Genomic DNA, 20328 nt, shown 5'->3' with positions numbered 1-20328 from the left:
TCGGTGGCATCCACCACCGGAACTCCACCATGACCGACTCCGCACCCACCGCCCCGACGATTCCGCAACTCTCCGACATCGAGGCACGCGTGCTCGGGTGCCTGGTCGAAAAGGCGCTGACCACGCCGGACCAATACCCGTTGACCGCCAACGCGGCGATGGTCGCGGCCAACCAGAAGACCGCGCGCGAGCCGGTGATGGAACTGGAACTTGGCGCCGTCGGGCATGCGCTGCGCACACTGGAAGACAAGAAACTGGTGCGGGTCCAGCACTCGCCGCGCGCCCTGCGCTACGAGCACCGCTTCGAGGAGATCTACACCCTGACGCCACCGCAGCGCGCAATCCTCTGCCTGTTGCTGCTGCGCGGGCCGCAGACACCGAGCGAACTGATGACCCGGGCCGAACGCCTGGCGAAGTTCAGCGACATCGAACAGGTCAAGGACACCCTGGACCGCCTGACCCGCCGCCAGCCGGCCCTCGCAACTCGACTGCCGTTGCAGCCGGGGCAAAGCGTCGAGCGCTACATGCACTTGCTGTGCGGCAGTGAGCACGCCGAGCGCGCCGCCGCCGAGATGCGCCGCGGCGACGACAGCGAAGGCCATTCCGGCGGCAGCGCATTGGGCGACCGCGTCAGCGCGCTGGAAGCCCAGGTAGCGCGACTGACCGCGGCGCTGCGGGACCTCGGGGCTGAGGTCTGACGCGAGGGCACGAAAAGGCTCGCTCTCGTCTGGACCTTTGCAAGTAACTGATTGTGCTTGTTTTTCAACCGCTATCGCGGTGAGACGAGGCCGGGCCTGGGATGAGGTCCTGGCGTGCCCTCGTGCCCTCGTGCCCTCTTGACCTCGTGGCCCCACCCTTCACACCCCTGTCACGCATTGCAACATCACGAGTGACGCATCACGTCGCTTTACGCCACCCATTGACACTTGAATCAAGCCTGAATACAGTGCGCGCCGGTCCACCTCCGGGGGGAGGCAGGATCCGCTTCAGGGGGAGTTCATCGGCGGTCGACGCCAGCATTGCTGGGGAGCAATGCGGGCTGGGGAGCGATCGCCGGACTTTCATTTCACGAGTCAGACGGGCTTCGTTTGCCTCGCCGATGATCGGGCGTCACCCGGACCACGGCGAGACGAGCGACATGCAGACATGCTGGGGAGTTCGGGGCGTGCGCAAGGGGATCCTGGGGGGATTGTTGCTGGCACTGGCGGGCTGCGCACAGCAGCCGGTCGCGCCGGTGGCCGATGCCCCGGCCGATGCCGCCGCACCGGTGCTGACCGAAGGCGACATCGAGCGCACCACCAACCTGCAAGACCTGCCCACGAAGCAGCCGATCCGGATCGACAATCCCTACGGCGATGTCCGCGTCCGCTTCGGCGGCTACGAGCACAAGCTCGAGTGGCGCACCGTTGCGCAGAACGGCGCCGCGCTGCACAAGATCGGCGTGACCGGGAGCAGCGGCGCTGCCTACTCCCTGGTCGCGCGCCTGCCGGAAGGCGTGGTGTTGGCGCCCGGCCAGCGCGTCGAAATCACCGCCTACGTACCGCAGGGACATGACCTCGAAATCGTGACTGAACGTGGACTGATCGACGTCCGTGGTCTGCAGGGCAACCTCAAGGCGCGCAGCGCCGAGGGCAGCATCAATTTCCGTGGCATTGCTGGCCTGGTCGATGTCGAGACCGGCGCCGGCATGGTCGAGGGCCAACTGGATCCGGCACCGATGGGCAGCCGCCAGCGCATCGCCACCAGCACCGGCAACATCCTGCTCGGCATCGTCGATGGCTTGAATGCGCGACTGGCGATGGCCAGCTCCGGCGTGTTTGCCACCGAATTCAGTGTCGAGATCGTCCCGCAACCGGGACAGGAACCGAACAAGTCGGCCACTGCCGAGATCGGCAAGCCGGAATCGGACATCGAGGTCGTCAGCAAGCGAGGGGAGATTCGCCTGCTGCGACGGTTGGAGTTCCGGCCCGCGTGACGGCCGGAGTTGGGACAGCGAGGCGGGGAACTCGATGAGACGCTCCCAGGGACCATGACTGCGACAAGTGACCATCGAGAGCAGCACTTGATCCAGTTCTTACTCATTCAGGAACGATATCCATGAAGAAGCATCTAGCTTTGGTGGCAGCACTGGCGCTGACTGCGGTCGGCACCGGCGCGGTCGCCCAGGGGCTCAGCAACGGCAACGGCGTGTCGGTTGGGGAACCGGTGACGCCCGTTGGCATCGACGTCGATCTGCGCAACCTGCCGACGGCCGCGATGTGGCAACCCGGCCAGCCCATTCGCGAAGCCCAGCGCCGCGTGTATCACCCGCTGGACGCCCGCGCGCCGCATGCGCCGGCCGACTGGACTACCGCCCCCGACCGCCTGGGCGAGTTGCAGGCGCTGTTCGACAGCAGCTCGCGCAGCGCCGGCGACGTGTCGTTCCGCGGCCCGGCTCGCATCAACATCGACAACGGCAATACCGGCGTCAGCCCTGGCGACCCGGTGATCGAAGTCGGCACGAACCACATCCTGTACGGCATCAACAGCTCGTCCGGCACCACCTTCAAGGTGTACAACAAGTCCGGCACACTGGTGTCCGGCCCGACCACCTTCAAGTCGCTGGCCCCGGCCGGCGATCCCTGTGCCACCTCGGTGTCGGATCCGATCATCCTGTTCGATCGCCTCGCGAACCGCTGGTTCATGCTCGAAATGGGCGGCACCTCCAGCGCCAACCGCCTGTGCACCTACGTGTCGAAGACCTCCGACCCGGTCTCCGGCGGCTGGTGGTTCTACGGCTTCGCCACCCCGGCGCTGCCCGACTACCCGCATTGCGGTGTGTGGGGCGACGCTTACGTCTGCACCGCCAACGAATCTGGCAGCGGCGCCAAGGTCTATGCCTTCGACCGCGCAAACATGCTGAATGGCGCCACCGCGCGCGCCGCGCAGCGCTTCACCAGTGTCGCCAAGCTCTCGGGCTATGGCTTCCAGGCGCTGACCCCGGCCTCGTTCATGGGCACCACGGCCCCGCCGGCCGGCTCGGGTGCGATCCTGGCCCGCCACAACGATGACGAAGCCCATGCGGGCACCGGCGCCAACACCACCGCCGACTTCATCGACCTATACCAGCTCAACTTCAACTGGACCACGCCGTCGAGCAGCAGCATCACCACCCTGCCGCGCATCCAGATCACCGAGTTCAACAGCTGGTTCCGCGACTACTCCTCGTTCGACACCGTGCCGCAGCCGGGTTCGACCTCGCGCCTCGACCCGATCCGCGAAGTCATCCTGAACCTGATGAACTACCGCAACATGGGCTCCTACGAGACCATCGTGGGCACCTTCGCGACCAACCAGAACACCGCGCGCAGCGGCACCGTGGTCGACTCCGGCGTGCGCTGGTTCGAACTGCGCCGCACCGGCGGCGGCAACTGGACGCTGCACCAGGAAGGCACCTTCAGCCCGGGCGACAGCAGCACCCATCACCTGCTCGGCGCCGCGGCGACCGACAAGATGGGCAACATCGGCATGAGCTACAACGTCAGCCGCACCACCACGCCGACCACCTATGCCTCGCTGCAGTACACCGGCCGCCTGGTCACCGACGCGCTGGGCGTGATGACCCAGGGTGAGAACGTGATCGCCGCCGGCGCCGCCGCCGAGACCTCCGGCCGCTGGGGCGACTACCACCAGACGGTGGTCGATCCGGTGGACGACTGCACCTTCTGGACCATCGGCATGTACCGCCCGAGTGGCAGCTGGTCCACCCGCGCCCGCGACTTCAAGTTCAGCAACTGCGGCGGCACCGTGACCACCTACTCGATCTCCGGCCAGGTCACCACCAGCACCGGCGTCGGCATCGGCAGCGTCACCGTGAGCACCGGCTCGGTCTCCACCACCACCGATTCGAGCGGCAACTACACCCTGGCCAACCTGGCCTCCGGCAGCTACACGATCACGCCGACCCGTTCGGGCTACACCTTCAGCCCGGTCAACCGCGCCGTGACCATCGGCAGCAGCAACGTCACCGGCCAGAACTTCACCGGCACCGCGACGACCACGACCTACAGCATCTCCGGCTCCGTGACCACCAGCGGCGGCACCGGCATCTCGGGCGTCACCGTCAGCACCGGCTCGGCCAGCGCGACCACCAGCAGCACCGGCGCCTACACCATCTCCGGCCTGGCCAATGGCAGCTACACCGTCACCCCGTCGCTGTCGGGTTACACCTTCAGCCCGGCCAACCGTTCGGTGACGATCTCCAGCGCCAACAGCACCGGCCAGAACTTCACTGGCACGGCGACCACCGGCGGCGCCACCGCGCTGAGCAACGGCGTGGCTTCCGCGGGTTCCACCAACTCCACCAGTGCCAACAGCAGCTGGAAGGACTACACCGTGGCGATCCCGTCCGGTGCGTCCAACCTGACCATCGCCACCAGCGGTGCGTCGGGCGACGTCGACCTGTATGTGAAGGCCGGCGCCCAGGCCACGCTGACGGTATACGACTGCCGTCCGTACACTGGCTCGGGCAATGAGACCTGCACCTTCGCCACGCCGACCGTCGGCACCTACTACGTCCGCGTCTACGGCTACGCCACCGGCACCCTGACCTTCAACGTGACGGCCTCCTGGACCACCGGCGGCGGTGGCGGCGGCACGGTCACCGAGAAGCTGGCCAACGGTAACTTCGACACGATCACCACCAGCACCAACTCGGCGCCGGATGGTTCCTGGGCCCGCTCGGCCTCGACCGGCACCTCGTTCAACACCCTGCTGGCCGGCCAGACCAATGCCAACACCGGTGGCAGCTATGCCTACCTCGGCGTCAATGCGACCACCAGCTCGCAGACGGTGCAGAGCCAGCCCACGCTGATCCCGGCCGGCGCGACCCAGGCCACGCTGAGCTTCTACACCTCGATCGTGACCAGCGAGACCACCACCACGACGGCTTATGACAAGCTGACCGTGCAGCTGGTCGATGCGAGCACGAACGCGGTGCTGCAGACCCTGGTGACCCTGTCGAACGTCAACAAGACCACCAACGCGTCCACCTACGTGCAGCGCAGCTACAACGTCGTGGCGCACAAGGGCAAGAACGTGCGCATCCGCTTCGTCGGCTCCACCGACAGCTCGCTGGCGACGACCTTCCGGGTCGACACCGTCAGCCTGCGCACGGATGGTTGATGCGGCTAGCCATCTAGCCACACTGCGGTAACTGAAGGCCCCGGGGGAGACTCCGGGGCCTTTTCTTTGGTTCTGGGTTCTGGGTTGTGGGTTGTGGGCGGCAAGAGCCTGGGTGCCGATAGCCGGTGGGAGCGGCTTCAGCCGCGATCTCTTGTCGGCGGCCGCCAGGAAGAGATCGCGGACAGAGTCGGCTCCCACATGGCTGCGGTGTGCGAGCTCGCGGCCCACAACCCACAACCCACAACCAGCCGGTTGCTTCCCCGCCCCGCACGCTGCAGCATGCCGGCCCAACGCAACCCGCCGCACACCCGATGACCGCCCGCTACAACGCTGCCGATATCGAAGTCCTGCAAGGCCTGGAGCCGGTCAAGCGCCGGCCGGGCATGTACACCGACACCACGCGCCCGAATCACCTGGTGCAGGAGGTCGTGGACAACTCGGTGGACGAGGCGCTGAGTGGCTACGCGAAGAACATCGAGGTCCGGGTCTGGAACGATGGCTCGATCGAGGTCATCGATGACGGCCGCGGCATGCCGGTGGACATCCATCCCGAGCACGGGGTGCCCGGCGTCGAGCTGATCATGTGCCGGCTGCACGCGGGCGGGAAATTCTCGAACCAGAACTACAACTTCTCGGGCGGCCTGCACGGCGTGGGCGTGTCGGTGGTCAACGCGCTCAGCGAGCGCGTCGAGGTCACGATCAAGCGCGATGCGCAGGAGTTTTCGATCGGCTTTGCGCACGGCGACCCGGCCACGCCGCTGCGCGTGGTCGGTCCCGTCGGCAAGAAGAACACCGGCACCAAGGTGCGCTTCTGGCCGGACGCGAAGTATTTCGACACGCCCAAGCTGTCGATGCCACGGCTGCGCCACGTGCTGCGTGCCAAGGCGGTGCTTTGCCCGGGGCTGACGGTCACGTTGTGGGACGAATCGACCAACGAGACCGAGCGCTGGTACTACGAGGACGGGCTCAAGGACTACCTGCGCTCGCAACTGGCCGACCGCGAGGTGATCCCAGCCGACCTCTTCACCGGCGCGATCAAGAAGACCACCGAGGCCGCCGACTGGGCGATCGGCTGGACGCCCGAGGGCGAGCTGATCCAGGAAAGCTACGTCAACCTGATCCCGACGGCGCAGGGCGGCACCCACGTCAACGGCCTGCGCTCCGGGCTGACCGACGCAATCCGCGAGTTCTGCGAGTTCCGCAACCTGTTGCCGCGCGGAGTAAAGCTGGCACCCGAGGACATCTGGGAGCGCTTAAGTTTCGTGTTCTCGTTCAAGCAGCAGGATCCGCAGTTCGCCGGGCAGACCAAGGAGCGCCTGTCCTCGCGCACCGCCGCGCCCTTCGTGCAGGGCGTGATCCATGACGCCTTCAGCCTGTGGCTGAACCAGCACACCGAACTCGGCGAGAAGATCGCGATGCTCGCGATCGAGCGCGCGCAGGCACGCCTGAAAACCGAGAAGCAGGTGGTGCGCAAGAAGGTCACCAGCGGCCCGGCCCTGCCCGGCAAGCTGGCCGACTGCGCCTCGCAGGACCTCGGGCGCACCGAGCTGTTCCTGGTCGAGGGCGATTCCGCCGGCGGCTCGGCCAAGCAGGCGCGCGAGCGCGAGTTCCAGGCGATCCTGCCGCTGCGCGGCAAGATCCTGAACACCTGGGAAGTCGAATCGACCTCGGTGCTGGCCTCGCAGGAAGTGCACGACCTGGCGGTCGCGATCGGCCTCGACCCCGGCAAGCCGGATCTGTCCGGGCTGCGCTACGGCAAGATCGTCATCCTGGCCGATGCCGACTCGGACGGCCTGCACATCGCCACCCTGCTCTCGGCCCTGTTCCAGCGCCACTTCCGCAGCCTGGTGCAGGCCGGCCACGTGTTCGTCGCGATGCCGCCGCTGTTCCGCGTGGACGTGGGCAAACAGGTGTTCTACGCGCTCGACGAGAGCGAGAAGACCGAACTGCTGGAACGCGTCGCGCGCGAGAAGATCAAGGGCCAGGTCAACGTGACCCGCTTCAAGGGCCTCGGCGAGATGAATCCGCAGCAGCTACGCGAATCCACCATGCACCCCGACACCCGCCGCCTGGTGCAGCTGACCATCGACGACGCCGACGGCACCGACGGCATGCTCGACATGCTGCTCGCCAAGAAGCGCGCCAGCGACCGCCGCGAATGGCTGGAGACCAAGGGGGATCTGGCGGTGGTGTGATGGTGATCGTTCGGTTGTGCGCCAGGGGATTCTGATGGTTGTGGGTTGTGGGTTCTGGGTTGTGGGCAGCCAAAGCTGGGTGCGGCCAGTCCGGAGCCACTGCGTGAATTCGTGCGCAGAAGCAGCCGGCGACTAGCCCCCGCCGCCCGCGCTCTTGCTGCCCACAACCCAGAACCCACAACCCACAACTCGATTCCAAGCTACAACCGCTCGTCCGGAGCCAGGTACCGCCACTCGCCCACCGCCAGCCTGGCCATCGGCAGCCGCCCGACGCGAATCCGGCGCATGGCGACCACCTGGAGCCCGACCGCCTCGCACATCTGGCGCACCTGGCCCGGGCGGATCGCCTTGGCGGCGATGCGCAGGCGCTTTTCGCTTTGCCAACTGGCCTTGATCGCTGCCGGACCGTAGGGCTGGATGCCCGCGCCGCGCTGCAGCCGCGCCAGGCCATCGGCCGGCATGTCGCCGCTGACCTCGACGACGTACTCCTGCTCGAAGCGCGCGAAGTCATCCTTGAGCTTGCGCGCCAGGTGGCGGTCCTGGGTCAGCACGACCAGACCGCTGGCCGCGGCGTCGATCGGCACCACCGATTCCAGGTGGGTGAAGTGGCGGCGCAGCAGCCGAACCCCCGAGGCATCGTCCGCGGCGCGCGAACCTGGCTGGATCAGCGGCGATGCCGGATCAGCCGGCGCATCGGCGTCCACGCCCGCGGGCTTGTGCCAGAGCATGCTCGCCGGCAACGCCGGCTCGGCCTGCGCACCAAGGTCCAGTTCCACCTTCTGATCGGTGATGCGGAACTGGGGTTCCTCGACGACCACCCCATCCACCCTCACCCAGCCGCCGGCGATGTAAAGCTCCGCCTCCCGGCGCGAGCACGGCAGCATCGCGGCGAGATGCCTGGACAGGCGAATGGGGTCGGCCATGGGGTGCTCGATCGGGTTGGTGGGTGGAAGGCGGGACTGTGGCACAGGTATGGGGTCTGAGGGTTGTGGGTTCTGGTTGTGGGTTGTGGGTTGTGGGTTGTGGGTTGTGGCAGCGAAGCTCGCACGCCGTGGCCCGTCGGAGCCGACTCTGTCGGCGATCTTTCCCCGGCTCAGCGCGAAAAATGGTGGCTGAAGCCGCTCCCGCAAGCGCTTCAGCACACCGGGCTGTTGCCGCCCACAACCCACAACCCAGAACCCACAACCCTCTACAAGGGCACGCGCACCCACCCCTCCATCAGCACCCGCGCGCTGCGGCTCATGATCGCCTTGGTGACGCTCCACTGACCCTCCTTGAACTCGGCTTTCGCGCCGACCCTGAGGGTGCCGGAGGGATGGCCAAAGCGCACGGACTCGCGCGGGCCGCCGCCGGCGGCGTGGTTGACCAGGGTGCCGGGCACCGAGGCGGCGGTGGCGATGGCGACGGCGCAGGTGGCCATCATCGCGTGGTGCAGCTTGCCCATCGACAGCGCGCGCACCAGCACCTCGGCCTCCTCGATGCGCTTGCCGCTCGATGCCAAGTAAGGCTGCGGCGGCGCGACGAAGGCGATCTTCGGCGTGTGCTGGCGGGTGGCGGCCTCGCCGAGGTCCTTGATCAGGCCCATGCGCAGAGCACCGTGGGCGCGGATCGCTTCGAACATGGCCAGGCGTGCGGAGTCGCCGTTGATCTCGGGCTGCAGCTCGGTTCCGGCCAGGCCGATGTCGGCGGCATTGACGAAGACAGTCGGGATGCCGGCGTTGATCATGGTCGCCTTCAGGGTGCCCACTCCCGGGACGTCCAGATCGTCGACCAGCTTGCCGGTCGGGAACATCGAGCCGCCTTCGCCATCATCTTCGGCCGGGTCGAGGAACTCGAGCACGATCTCGGCCGCCGGGAAGGTCACGCCGTCGAGCTCGAAGTCGCCGGTTTCCTGCACCTGGCCAGCGCTCACCGGCACATGCGCAACGATGGTTTTGCCGATGTTGGCCTGCCAGATGCGCACGGTGCAGATGCCGTCGCGCGGCACCCGGGCAGGATCGATGAATCCGTTGGCGATCGCGAACGGCCCGACCGCGCTCGACAGATTGCCGCAGTTGCCGGACCAATCGACGAAGGCCTGTTCGATCGCCACCTGGCCGTAAAGGTAATCGACATCATGATCCGGCACGGATGCCGGCCCGATGATCACGCACTTGCTGGTGCTGCTGGTGGCGCCACCCATGCCGTCGGTGTGCTTGGCATACGGGTCCGGGCTGCCGATCACGCGCATCAGCAGTGCATCGCGCGCCGGCCCCGGCCGCTGCGCCGCCACCGGTAGGTCCGCCAGGCGGAAGAACACGCCCTTGCTGGTGCCGCCGCGCATGTAGGTGGCCGGGATGCGGATCTGGGCGGGGTGGCGCATGGCGGGGCTCCGGAGTGAAAAGCGCGCAAGTTTAAGCCGGGTCAAGGCAGACGCATCGGGCAATCGTCAGACTGATGGCTTGGGCGTTGCAATGCGCAGGGGGCGCCGCGATGACCGATCTCACCGACACCGGCTGGCTGGAGTTGTTTCCGGATGCCGTGGTGCTCGTCGATGCCGGCGGCGTGATCCGCTACGCCAACCGCATGTGCGACACCCTGCTCGGCTGGCGCGCGGAGGATCTGCAGGGCCGCCTGATGGAGTGCCTGGTGCCGCTGCGCGTGACCGATCACTCGCGGCTGCGCGAGGGCTACATGGCCAACCCTTCGCACCGGCCGATGGCCAGCGGCATGGAACTGACGGCAGTGCACCGCAGCGGGAGCGAGGTGCCGGTCGACATCGCGCTCAGGCCCCTGCAGTTGGGCGACCAGCGCCAGGTGCTGGTGGCGATGCGCGAGGTCAGCGCCAGCCGCGCGGCGCAGCAGAAGGTGCGCCTGCTGTCGGTGGCGATCGATGCCGCGGCCAGCGGGGTGCTGGTCACCGATGCGGAGGGCCTGATCGTTCGAGTCAATCCGGCGGTATGCCGCATGACCGGCTACACCCCCGAAGAACTGATCGGCGCCCGCCCGAGCCTGCTCAAGTCCGGTCGCCACGATGCGGACTTCTACACGCGGCTGTGGTCCGCCCTGCGCGCCGGCGAGGTCTGGCATGGCGACATCGTCAACCGGCGCAAGGATGGCAGCGAGTATTTCGAGGAACAGACCATCGCGCCGGTCAAGGATGAGCGCGGCCGCGTCAGCCATTACATCGCGATCAAGCAGGACGTGACCGAGCGCGTGCGCGCCGCACAGGAGTTGCGCGAGGCGCGCGACGAGCTGGCCCAGCGCATCGCCGAGATCGAGCGGCTGCACGGGCAGTTGCGCGAGCAGGCGATTCGCTGCCCGCTGACCGGGCTGTACAACCGGCGCTATTTCGACGAGATCCTGCAGCGCGAGCTGACCCGCGCGGCGCAGGCCGGCATTCCGGCATGCCTGGCGATGATCGACATCGACCACTTCAAGCAGTTGAACGACCGCCATGGGCATGCGGTCGGCGACCGCTTCCTCGCCGAACTGGGGCGCGTGCTGCTGGCCGACAACCGCGCCCAGGACCTCGCCTTCCGCTATGGCGGGGAGGAGTTCGCGGTGGTCATGACTGCATCCCAGTCCGCCGACGGTGCACGTCAGATCGAGGCCTGGCGCCGACGCTATGCCGGCATCGAAGTCGGCGTCGCCGGCGAGCCGGTGGCCTCGACCTTTTCGGCCGGCATCGCCCAGCACCGGCCAGGCGAAAGTCCGAGCGAACTCTTCGCGCGTGCCGATGCGGCGCTGTACGCGGCCAAGCGCGCCGGCCGCAACCGCGTGGTCCAGGCGCTGCCGCCGGTGGGGTAGCGCCCCCCGGAAGGTGCCCGGGCGCGAGCCACTGGTCGCCTGGCGGAGCCGGCGCTCCAGTGATTTCAGGGCCCCTGCGCACTTGCCAGCGATGCGCCGCCGGTGCACCCTGATGTCCCCACAAGACGGGACTCGCCCATGCCACTCCATTGCCCGCCCACCGGGGCGCCCTGCTGGTTCGAACTGACCAGCCGCAATGCGGATGCCTCGCTCGCCTTCCACCAGGCCTTGTTCGGCTGGAACCATGTGCACAACGACATGGGCGAGATGGGCAACTACACCTTCCTGCGCAATGCCAGCGGCACCATCGGCGCGCTGTGCGGCATGCTGCCCGGCAGCGAGGGCCGCCCTTCGGCCTGGCAGGTCTATTTCGCGGTCGCCGATGTCGACGCGAGCCTGGCGCGCGCCCGCGAGCTCGGCGGCCAGTCGGTGTTCGGCCCCTTCGACGTGCCTGGCCATGGGCGTGGCGCCGTATTGGCCGATCCGGCCGGCGCGGTGTTCTGCTTGTGGCAGCCGGCCTCGGCCGATTCCGGGGACTTCACGATGTTCGAGCACCATGCGGTCGGCTGGGTGGAACTGGCCACCCGCGACAGCGCAGGCGCGAAGGCATTCTACGGCGGACTGCTCGGCTGGGAATTCCCGGCATCGAAGCAGCCCGCGCCCGGAGTCGAGTACCAGGAGTACGTCGTCGGCGGCACCCGCTACGGCGGCATCCTGCAGATGACCCCGGAATGGGGCGAGATTCCGCCGCACTGGTCGCTGTACATCCCGGTGGCGGACGTGGATGCCTGCCTGCGCCGCGCGGCCGAACTCGGCGGCAAGACCTGCGTCCCGGCCTTCGATGCGCCCGGCGTTGGCCGCATTGCGCGCCTCGACGATCCGACCGGTGCGGGCGTCTACATCATCCGGCTGATCCACGCACCTTGCTGAGACGCCGCGCGCGCGCCGGCAGGGCGTCGACCAGTTCGATGATTTGCCTGGCCTGCGTGCCGCGCGCGCCCCCACGGACGCCCTTGCGCACCGGCGCCTGGCCAGCGCGCCGGCACGACCAGGCGCGCACGAAGCCAGCGACCGGCCCGCGGCACAGGCGGCGGACCACGCCCCGCCGGCACGCCCCCGCCCGCGCAGCAGCCCGCGCACCGCGGCGCGCCGCCCCCGGCCGGCGCGGGCCGGCAGCGGACCGCGGCGCCCCGCGCAGCAAGGCACGACCAGACCAGGCGCCGCCCGCCGCGCGCCAGCACGGCGGCCGGCCGAGCGCGCCGGCCCCGGCGCGCGCGCCGCGCCACCGCCGCCGGAGGCCCCCGCCGCGGGCGACGCGCAGCGCGGCGCGCGCCCCCGCCGCGCGCCGGACGCCCCGCCACCGGCCGCGGACCGGCACGCGCGGCGCGCCGGACACCCCCCCGCGCGCCGCGGCCCGCACCAGCCACGACCGCACCGCCCGGCAGCGCACACGCCCGGCGCCGCGCCAGCCCCCCACAGGCGGATGGCCACCGGCGCGCCGGCCCGCGCCCCGAGCACCCCGGCGACCGCAAAGGCGAGTACCGGGAACAGCGCGCCGGGCGGACCAGGCTGGCACCGCGCCGACGCCGCGCACCGCCGCCAGGCCCGCCCGCCCCCGCGCGCGACGAGCGCGCATGCGGCGCCGCCGGAGAGGCGCGAGCGCCCGGCCAGCGCCGCCCGGCGCGCGCCGCGCGCCGCCCAGCAGCGCAGAGGAAGCGACCGCCCAGCCCGACCGGCCGGAAAAGCGCCCCGCCCGACCACCGCGCCGCCGACCACCCGCGGCACCGCACACGCCCACGGCCACCGCCGGCGGACCCGCGGCCCGAAGCGCGCCCCCCGGCCAGCGCCGCCCCCGACCCAGCCACCGGCCCCGCCGCACCCGGGCGCGCCCCCCGCCCACCCGCACCCCCCGCCGCACGCCGCGCGCGCCCCCGCCCAGGAGGCCGCGCCGCGCCGACACCGCACCAGCCCACGAGCACCCAGCACCCCCGCCGCCACAACCGCCCGCACCGCGCAGCCCCCGGCACGCGGCCCAGGACACACAGCCCCGCCCCCCGCGCAGCGACCACCGGCCACCGCCAGCCAGCACCGACCCCCACCGCCCCCGCCACAGCCACCCCCCCGCCCCCCCCGGCCACACCGCCCGGCCACCCCCCCCGGCGCCACCCCGCCCCCCACCCAGCCCCCCCCCGCCACCCCCCCCCGCGCACCCCACCCGCCGGCCACCAAGGCCCCGCGCCAGCCACCACCGAGCGCCCACCACGCCCCCGCACAACCCGACCGCCCGCCACGCGACCCCGCAAACAGCAGCGCCAGGCGCACCCCGACATGCGGAACCGCGGCGACACCAGGGAGCAACGACGGCAGCACAAAGACCCAGCAGCCCGCACCCCCGCGCGCCCCTTGGAGACGGCGAGATCGCCAACACCGGTCGCGACGAGCGCCTGTCGCCGGGCTGGAGCCGGATGACACTGTTGGACCTCGATTCACGCATCGACCTGGGCGTCTGCCCGGCATGTGGCGCACTGTTCGAATGGAGCGACCACCCGCAGTACTACGGCAGCGGAAATCTGGATGAGGAACATCTGCGCCGGCTCGGACCACCCGAGGCAGACCTCGTGCGCGCCCTGTTGCGCGCCGGCGAGGATCCGGACGCGGCGCAGGCGGCGATCGCTCCCGCGCTGGCCGGCGGTGTCGCGGAAGATCTGTTGATCGCGTTGCTGCGGCGACTGGTCGGCCAGCAGCGCCCTGCCTTCCAGCGACTGCTGCCCCGCGTGCTCGAGCACCTGTTCCGCAGCCCGCGCAGCGGCTACGGCGATGTGCTCGGGTGCTACATGTTCTCCAGCCACAATCGCTCGCGCGAGTTGGTCGCCATGATCGAGGCCGACCCGCGCCCCCGCCCGCCCGTCGTCACCCACCTGCTTGAGCGCTGCCGCAAGCAGCTCGCGACACCCGAGTGAGCCGTCCGCCGCTCGCGCGACCCGCGAAGGACGGAGTTCGCTCTCCCCATTCGTGGGAGAGGGTCGTGCGCAAATGCACATTTCCTGCGCAGTTCCGGGCCCCGTAGGCGTTATTGTGCCTGCCTGCGCTCCACCGGAACTGCCCCATGCGCCAGTTGCTCGCCAGTCTCGCCCTCCTGCTGCTCGCGTGCGCCGGCGCGCGCCCGGCCGCCGCCCAGGACCTCTACGACACGACCGTCCTGCGCACCATCAACCTGCAGTTCCACGATGCCGACTGGAAACAGCGCCTGCGCAACAACTACAACTCGCAGGTGCTGATCGGCGCGGACCTGACCATCGCCGGCGAGACCTTCCCGAATGTCGGCGTGCGCATCCGCGGCAATACCTCTTACACCGCGTTGCCCTCGGACTCGGACAAGTTCTCGCTGAAGGTCGAGATGGATTTCGTCAACCCCGACCAGCAGCTCTGGGGCTATGAGGAGTTGAACCTCAACAACGGCTTCCGCGACCCGACCTTCATGCGCGAGGTCACGTTCAACAACTACGTGGCGCAGTTCGTCCCCAACCCGCGCGCCAACCATGTGCTGCTGACCCTCAACGGCGAGAACTGGGGCGTCTACATCAATGTCCAGCACACCGACAAACGCATGTACCGGCGCTACTTCGAAAACGCCGACGGCATGCGCGTCAACTGCGCCAACAATCCGAACGGCCCGGGACTGCGCTACAACGGCACCGCCGCCTCGGGCTACACCGCCTACGAGATCCAGCAGACCGGCGGACTGGCCGATCCGCTGGCGGCACTGATCACGGTCACCGATGCCGTGACCAACTACTCGCTGTCGAACACGCCCGCGATCGATGCGGTCTTCGCGATCGATCCGTCGACCTGGTCGGTGGTGATGGAGAACTTCCTCACCGACGACGACAGCTACGTCAACAAAGGCTGCGACTTCATGGTCTACCGCGACCCGCTGGACGGGCGCACCCACCTGACCCCGCGCGATGCCAACGAGTCCTTCTCCCAGGCCGCCTGGGTGGTCACGCGCAACTTCACCCAGACTAACAAGCCGGTGCTGAACCGGGTGCTGTCGGTGCCGGAACTGCGCCAGCGCTTCTTCGCCCACTACCGCGTTGCCCGGCGCGACATGAGCATGGCCTACTTTGGCCCGATCTTCGACGCGCAGCGTGCGCTGATCGAGGCCGCGGTGCAGGCGGACCCGAAGAAGCTCTATTCCTACACCCTGTTCCAGCAGAATTTCACCCAGACCGTGAACATGCCGATCGCCGGCCTCGGCGGTGGCAACATCATCGGCCTGCAGCAGTTCGTGGAGCAGCGCGCGAGCTTCCTCGACACCACCCTGGAGCTGGCAGCACAAGGTCCCACGATCAGCGCTGCCGCCGCGAGCAACAATTTCCCGGCACCGGGCACGCCGGTGAGCATCACGGCCACGGTGGCCCCGAATGGCAGCGGCGTGGCGCGGGTGGACCTCTACTACCGGCCCGCGCGCAGCGCCGTCTACCAGCGTGCCCAGATGCTGGACGACGGTGCTTCCGGCGACGGCGCACCGGGCGATGGCGTCTACGGCATCGCGCTACCTGTGGCCGGGACCTCAGGGCAGCGCGTGAGCTGGTATGTCTCGGCCACCGCGTCGAATACCTATTCGTCGCTGAGTTTCTTCCCCGAGAAGACCGAGCGCGCGGCGCGCGTGGTCGACTTCTTCGCTGGCTCGCCGGTGGGCATGCGCATCAGCGAGTGGATGTACTCGGGCGCGAGCGGCGAGTTCATCGAACTGACCAACACCACCGGCGAGGTCATCGACCTGACGGACTGGAGCCTGGACGACGACCACGCCACCGCAGGTGCCTTCAGCCTGTCGGCCTTCGGCCAGGTGCAGCCCGGCGAATCGGTGATCATCACCGACGCCGATGCGACCGCCTTCCGCACCGCGTGGAACCTCGCGCCGTCAGTCAAGGTGATCGGCTCCTTCGGCACCGTGGGCGGCGGCAACAACCTTGGCCGCAACGACCAGATCCACGTGTTCGACGCGAGCGGCGCGCTGCAGGACCGGCTGTGGTTCGGCGACCAGACCTATCCGGGGACGATCCGCACGCAGAACCGCAGCGGCCAGGTGGGTTGCGATGCGGTCGGACTCAACATGCTGGCCTCCTGGCAGCTCTCGACCGTTGGCGACGGCTACGGCTCCTACGCCGCCACCTCGGGCGATGTGGGCACACCCGGCAGCAGCGTGGTCGCGCAGTGCGCCGGCGTGTTCGCCGACGGCTTCGAATAGCCGCTGAGCCTTGGCGGCCGGCGTGGGTGCCCGCGCCGGTCGACGGGCTCGATGCGTCGGTCACGAAACGTAAGCCTCTCAGGCTGCAAGAAGTCTCCTCGATCACTGCGCGGCGATTGCGCAGTGAGCGCCTAGGGGTGCAAGGCGTCATCCCGACCGAGGACCAGCGATGAATGCCAAGCCGAAGGTGTCTGCCACCCCTGTCCCGTCCCGCCGCCGTTGGCTGGGCCTGCTCGGCGGCGCTGGCGCCAGCGCCTTGCTGCTGCCCGCGCTTCCGCGCAGCGCGACAGCAGCCCCGGGTGGCCAACCAGAGCGGCCTGACGGGCGTCTGGTACGACGCCTCGATGCCCGGACAGGGCTTCGTCATCGAGGTCTACCCGGACCTGCTCGGGGCGGGCCTGGGCCTGCTGTTCGGCGGCTGGTTCACTTTCGATACGCAAGCCGGCGGGACCACCGCGCAGCGCTGGTACAGCTTCTCGGGCGAGATCCGCGGCAGTGCCAGCGCCGTGGACCTGACGATCTACCGCAATACCGGCGGGCGCTTCGCCAGTGCGCCGGTGACCTTCGCCCAACGCGTCGGCAGCGCGCGCATCGACTTCGCCACGTGTACTTCGGCGCGTTTCGGGTTCACCCTGGATGACGGGCGCAGCGGCAGCCTGGCGCTGACTCGCGGACTCGCCAATGTGGTGTGCGCGGATGCTGGCAGCAGCGGCGACATCGACTTCGCCTATTCCGGTTCCTGGTACGACCCGGACAGCGCCGGCCAGGGCCTGATCCTGGAGTACAACCCGAGTGCTTCGGCCGCGTTCATGGCCTGGTACACCTACGCCGATACCGACACCCCGACGGCGGATCCTTCGCAGCAACGCTGGTACACCGCGCAGGCGGTGGCCGCAGCGGGCGAGCGCAGCCTGGCATTCACGATCTACCAGACCACCGGCGGGCGCTTCGCCACGGCCGGCAGCGTCAGCACACTGCCGATCGGTACCGCCGAACTCAGCTTTCAGAGCTGCAACGCGGCCACTCTGAACTGGCAGTTCGGCAATGGCGAGTTGGCCGGGCGGCGCGGCACGATCAACCTGGTGCGCGCCGGCGTGGCGCCGGGGGCTTGCGCCTTCTCAAGCACCTGCGCACTGATCCCGAGCGAGACGGAGGGCCCTTACCCGCTGCTGGCCGCGCTCTCCGACAGCGCCCTGCGCCGGAGCGATCTCACCGAGGGCCGGCCTGGCGTGCCGCTGACGCTGGTCCTCAAGCTGGTCGACATCAACCGCGGCTGCGCGCCGCTGGCGGGTGCGGCGGTGTACGCCTGGCACTGCGACAAGGATGGCGTGTACTCCGGCTACAGCGGCCAGACCGGCGGCGTCAACGCCACCGGACAGACCTTCATGCGCGGCGTGCAGACCACCAATACCGCTGGCCAGGTGGTGTTCCAGACGATCTACCCGGGCTGGTACGCCGGCCGCATCACCCATATCCACTTCCGCGCCTGGCTGAGCGCAAGTACCAGCGGCAGCGGCATCATCACCTCCCAGGTGGCCTTCCCCCAGGACGTGACCCAGGCGGTCTATGCATCAACCTTGTATGCCCAGCGCGGCCAGAACACCTCGGTGACCAGTTTCCAGGCCGACAATGTGTTCCGCGACGGCGTGTCCTACCAGCTCGCGAACGTGGCCGGCAGCACCAGTACCGGCTATGTGGCGACGCTGATCGTGGGGGTCTCTGCTTGAAGCTCTGGCAGCGCCTGTTCCTTGCGTTGGCGCTGCTCGCGACGGCAGCCCTGGTCGGCCAGTTGGCCTGGCAGCAATGGAGCTTTGCGCGCGGATTCTCGGACTACCTGGATGCGATCGCGCTCGGCCAGGCGCAGCAGGTGGGTCGTCGTCTGGTCCAGTTGCATGCCGACGAGGGCGGCTGGGAGCGCCTGCGCATGAATCGCGGCCGGATGGGCGGGCTGGTGTCGCCGGACGGACAGGATGGTCCGCCCGAGCCGCGCCAGCGACCGGGAAACCCGCCGGCAGGCGGCGGGCACGCCGGAGACTGGCGCCCCTCCGCGCAAGAGCGAGCGCCCGCGCATGGGCCGATGCCCGAGATGCGCGCAGACCCCAGGGCGCGGGGCCCTCAGTCTGCGGGCGGGCGCGGTCCGGGGCCGCGGCCGGACGACATGAGCATCGGCGCCCGCTTCGGGCTGTTCGATGTCGACGGCAGCTATGTCGCCGGGAACGCGGATGTCGCCAGCTCCCGCTTGCGCCTTCCGCTCAGCGCCGACGGGCGCGCCATCGGCGAGTTGCGGATCGCTGCACTCCCCAGCCTGCCGGCCGGCGCCGAAAGCGAGTTCGCGCGCCAGCAGTTGCGCGGCGCGCTCTACGCCGCAGCCTGCGTGCTGCTGCTGTCGCTGCTGCTGGCCTTCGCGCTGGCGCGACGCCTGCGCCAGCCGCTGGACGCCTTGGCAGAGGGTGCGCGCCGACTCGCCGCGGGCGAGTACGGACATCGCTGCGATGCTCACCGTGGCGACGAGATCGGCGCACTCGCGCGCGATTTCAACCGGCTGGCCGAGGCCCTGGAGCAGGCCCGCCAGTCGCGCCAGCGCTGGAGCGCGGACGTTGCCCACGAGCTGCGCACGCCGCTGACCGTGCTGCGCAGCGAACTGCACCTGCTGGCCGACGGCGTGCGCCCGCTCGATGCCGCCGCGGTGGCCTCGCTGCAGCAGGAGATCGACCAGTTGACCCAATTGGTCGAGGATCTCAACCAGCTCACGCTGGCGGATGCCGGTGCGCTTGAATACCGCTTCGGGTCGATCGACCTCGCGGATGCCGCCGCCGATGCGGCCGATCGCCACCGCCCGCGGCTGCGCCAATCCGGACTGACGTTGGACAACGACGACAGCGGCGAACCCCTACCGGTGCGCGCCGACCGCCGGCGGCTGGCGCAGGCGCTGGACAATCTGCTGGTGAACGCCGGCCGCTATACCGACGCGCCCGGGACGATCCGGCTGCGCCTGTCACGCGCCGGAAATGAAGCCCGCCTGCAACTCGATGACAGTCCGCCCGGCGTGCCGGAGTCCGACCTGCCGCGATTGTTCGACCGCTGGTACCGCGCCGACCCGGCGCGTTCGCGCCTGCATGGCGGCTCTGGCCTCGGCCTGGCCATCGCCCGCGCCATCATCGATGCGCATGGCGGGCGCATCAGCGCGCGCCCATCCGAACTCGGTGGACTGCACGTCGACATCACCCTGCCGCTGGAGCTTGCTGGAACATGCGCGAACGCATCCTGATCGTCGAGGACGAGCCCAAGCTCGCGGCGGTGCTGCGCGACTACCTCCAGGCCGAGGGCTACGAGGCACTGATCGAGCATCATGGCAGCGCAGTGCTCCGGCGCGTGCGGGAGGAGACGCCCGACGCGCTGCTGCTGGATGTCATGCTGCCGGGCGAGGATGGCCTGACGCTGCTGCGCAAGCTGCGCGAATCGAGCAGCGTGCCGGTGCTGATGGCCACCGCCCGGATCGAGGAGATCGACCGCCTGCTGGGCTTCGATTTCGGCGCCGACGACTACATCTGCAAGCCCTACAGCCTGCGCGAAGTCGGTGCCCGGCTGCGCGCCGTGCTGCGGCGGGCACGCGGGGCGCAGGAACCCGCCGCGGAATCCAGCCTGCTGCTGGACGAGGAGCGCATGCAACTGCGCTGCGCCGGCCAGACTGTGGCGCTGACGCCCGTGGAGTTCCGCATCATGGAACGATTGCTGCGCCGGCGCGGACGCATCTGCACCCGCGAGCAACTGCTGGCGGCAGCCTACGACGATCATCGAATCGTGGCCGAGCGCACACTGAGCAGTCACGTGCGAAACCTGCGCCGCAAGCTGGACGAGATCGGGCTGGACGCCATCCATTCGGTCTACGGTTCGGGTTTTCGCTTCGAACTGGACGAGGGATAGGCA

General features: G+C 69.3%; 13 protein-coding genes. 11 read left to right on the top strand and 2 right to left on the bottom strand.

Annotated elements, in window-relative coordinates:
- The first annotated feature begins 29 nt into the window (after positions 1–29).
- The 4 genes from IPK27_12625 (at position 30) to parE (ending at position 7358) form a co-directional block, all read left to right on the top strand.
- Complete coding sequence (locus IPK27_12625) at positions 30–698, top strand: YceH family protein (GenBank protein ID MBK8068430.1); 669 nt, start codon at positions 30–32, stop codon at positions 696–698.
- Positions 699–1165: 467 nt separating this feature from the next.
- Complete coding sequence (locus tag IPK27_12620) at positions 1166–1975, top strand: hypothetical protein (GenBank protein ID MBK8068429.1); 810 nt, start codon at positions 1166–1168, stop codon at positions 1973–1975.
- Positions 1976–2097: 122 nt separating this feature from the next.
- A complete protein-coding gene (locus IPK27_12615) occupies positions 2098–5163 on the top strand; it encodes a carboxypeptidase regulatory-like domain-containing protein (GenBank protein ID MBK8068428.1) in 3066 nt (1021 codons plus the stop codon).
- Positions 5164–5474: 311 nt separating this feature from the next.
- Positions 5475–7358 (top strand): DNA topoisomerase IV subunit B, encoded by a 1884-nt coding sequence (gene parE, locus IPK27_12610; GenBank protein ID MBK8068427.1) that lies wholly within the window; start codon positions 5475–5477, stop codon positions 7356–7358.
- Between the two features lie 200 nt (positions 7359–7558).
- Here the strand turns inward: parE and IPK27_12605 are convergent, their stop codons facing one another.
- Together IPK27_12605 and prpF are read right to left on the bottom strand one after the other, a co-directional pair.
- A complete protein-coding gene (locus IPK27_12605) occupies positions 7559–8281 on the bottom strand; it encodes an RNA-binding protein (protein MBK8068426.1) in 723 nt (240 codons plus the stop codon).
- Positions 8282–8547: 266 nt separating this feature from the next.
- On the bottom strand, positions 8548–9720 hold the full coding sequence (prpF, locus tag IPK27_12600; GenBank protein ID MBK8068425.1) for a 2-methylaconitate cis-trans isomerase PrpF: 1173 nt from the start codon (positions 9718–9720) through the stop codon (positions 8548–8550).
- A 110-nt stretch (positions 9721–9830) separates the two neighbouring features.
- Here prpF and IPK27_12595 point away from each other — a divergent pair, with 110 nt between their 5' ends.
- From IPK27_12595 to IPK27_12565, 7 genes are all read left to right on the top strand, one after another.
- Complete coding sequence (locus IPK27_12595; protein MBK8068424.1) at positions 9831–11147, top strand: diguanylate cyclase; 1317 nt, start codon at positions 9831–9833, stop codon at positions 11145–11147.
- A gap of 138 nt (positions 11148–11285) precedes the next feature.
- A complete protein-coding gene (locus IPK27_12590) occupies positions 11286–12077 on the top strand; it encodes a VOC family protein (GenBank protein ID MBK8068423.1) in 792 nt (263 codons plus the stop codon).
- Between the two features lie 1535 nt (positions 12078–13612).
- Positions 13613–14107: a hypothetical protein gene (locus tag IPK27_12585; protein MBK8068422.1), complete on the top strand. Its 495-nt coding sequence runs from the start codon at positions 13613–13615 to the stop codon at positions 14105–14107.
- Between the two features lie 146 nt (positions 14108–14253).
- Positions 14254–16401: a CotH kinase family protein gene (locus IPK27_12580; GenBank protein MBK8068421.1), complete on the top strand. Its 2148-nt coding sequence runs from the start codon at positions 14254–14256 to the stop codon at positions 16399–16401.
- Positions 16402–16700: 299 nt separating this feature from the next.
- A complete protein-coding gene (locus IPK27_12575; protein ID MBK8068420.1) occupies positions 16701–18128 on the top strand; it encodes an intradiol ring-cleavage dioxygenase in 1428 nt (475 codons plus the stop codon).
- Positions 18125–19669 (top strand): HAMP domain-containing protein, encoded by a 1545-nt coding sequence (locus tag IPK27_12570; protein MBK8068419.1) that lies wholly within the window; start codon positions 18125–18127, stop codon positions 19667–19669. Before IPK27_12575 ends, IPK27_12570 begins: the two co-directional genes overlap by 4 nt.
- Entirely contained in the window at positions 19651–20325 is a 675-nt protein-coding gene (locus IPK27_12565; GenBank protein ID MBK8068418.1) for a response regulator, read from the top strand. The genes IPK27_12570 and IPK27_12565 overlap by 19 nt, the downstream gene beginning before the upstream one ends.
- Positions 20326–20328 lie beyond the last annotated feature (3 nt).

Source organism: Rhodanobacteraceae bacterium (genome assembly GCA_016713135.1).
GTDB lineage: Bacteria > Pseudomonadota > Gammaproteobacteria > Xanthomonadales > SZUA-5 > JADKFD01.
This window is presented reverse-complemented; position numbering and strand designations above follow the sequence as displayed.

Excerpts from the sequence above, each read along its gene's own strand:
- IPK27_12625 (MBK8068430.1), top strand. The coding sequence starts at position 30 with ATGACCGACTCCGCACCCACCGCCCCGACGATTCCGCAACTCTCCGAC.
- IPK27_12615 (MBK8068428.1), top strand. The coding sequence starts at position 2,098 with ATGAAGAAGCATCTAGCTTTGGTGGCAGCACTGGCGCTGACTGCGGTC.
- parE (MBK8068427.1), top strand. The coding sequence starts at position 5,475 with ATGACCGCCCGCTACAACGCTGCCGATATCGAAGTCCTGCAAGGCCTG.
- IPK27_12605 (MBK8068426.1), bottom strand. The coding sequence starts at position 8,281 with ATGGCCGACCCCATTCGCCTGTCCAGGCATCTCGCCGCGATGCTGCCG.
- prpF (MBK8068425.1), bottom strand. The coding sequence starts at position 9,720 with ATGCGCCACCCCGCCCAGATCCGCATCCCGGCCACCTACATGCGCGGC.
- IPK27_12595 (MBK8068424.1), top strand. The coding sequence starts at position 9,831 with ATGACCGATCTCACCGACACCGGCTGGCTGGAGTTGTTTCCGGATGCC.
- IPK27_12590 (MBK8068423.1), top strand. The coding sequence starts at position 11,286 with ATGCCACTCCATTGCCCGCCCACCGGGGCGCCCTGCTGGTTCGAACTG.
- IPK27_12585 (MBK8068422.1), top strand. The coding sequence starts at position 13,613 with ATGACACTGTTGGACCTCGATTCACGCATCGACCTGGGCGTCTGCCCG.
- IPK27_12580 (MBK8068421.1), top strand. The coding sequence starts at position 14,254 with ATGCGCCAGTTGCTCGCCAGTCTCGCCCTCCTGCTGCTCGCGTGCGCC.
- IPK27_12565 (MBK8068418.1), top strand. The coding sequence starts at position 19,651 with ATGCGCGAACGCATCCTGATCGTCGAGGACGAGCCCAAGCTCGCGGCG.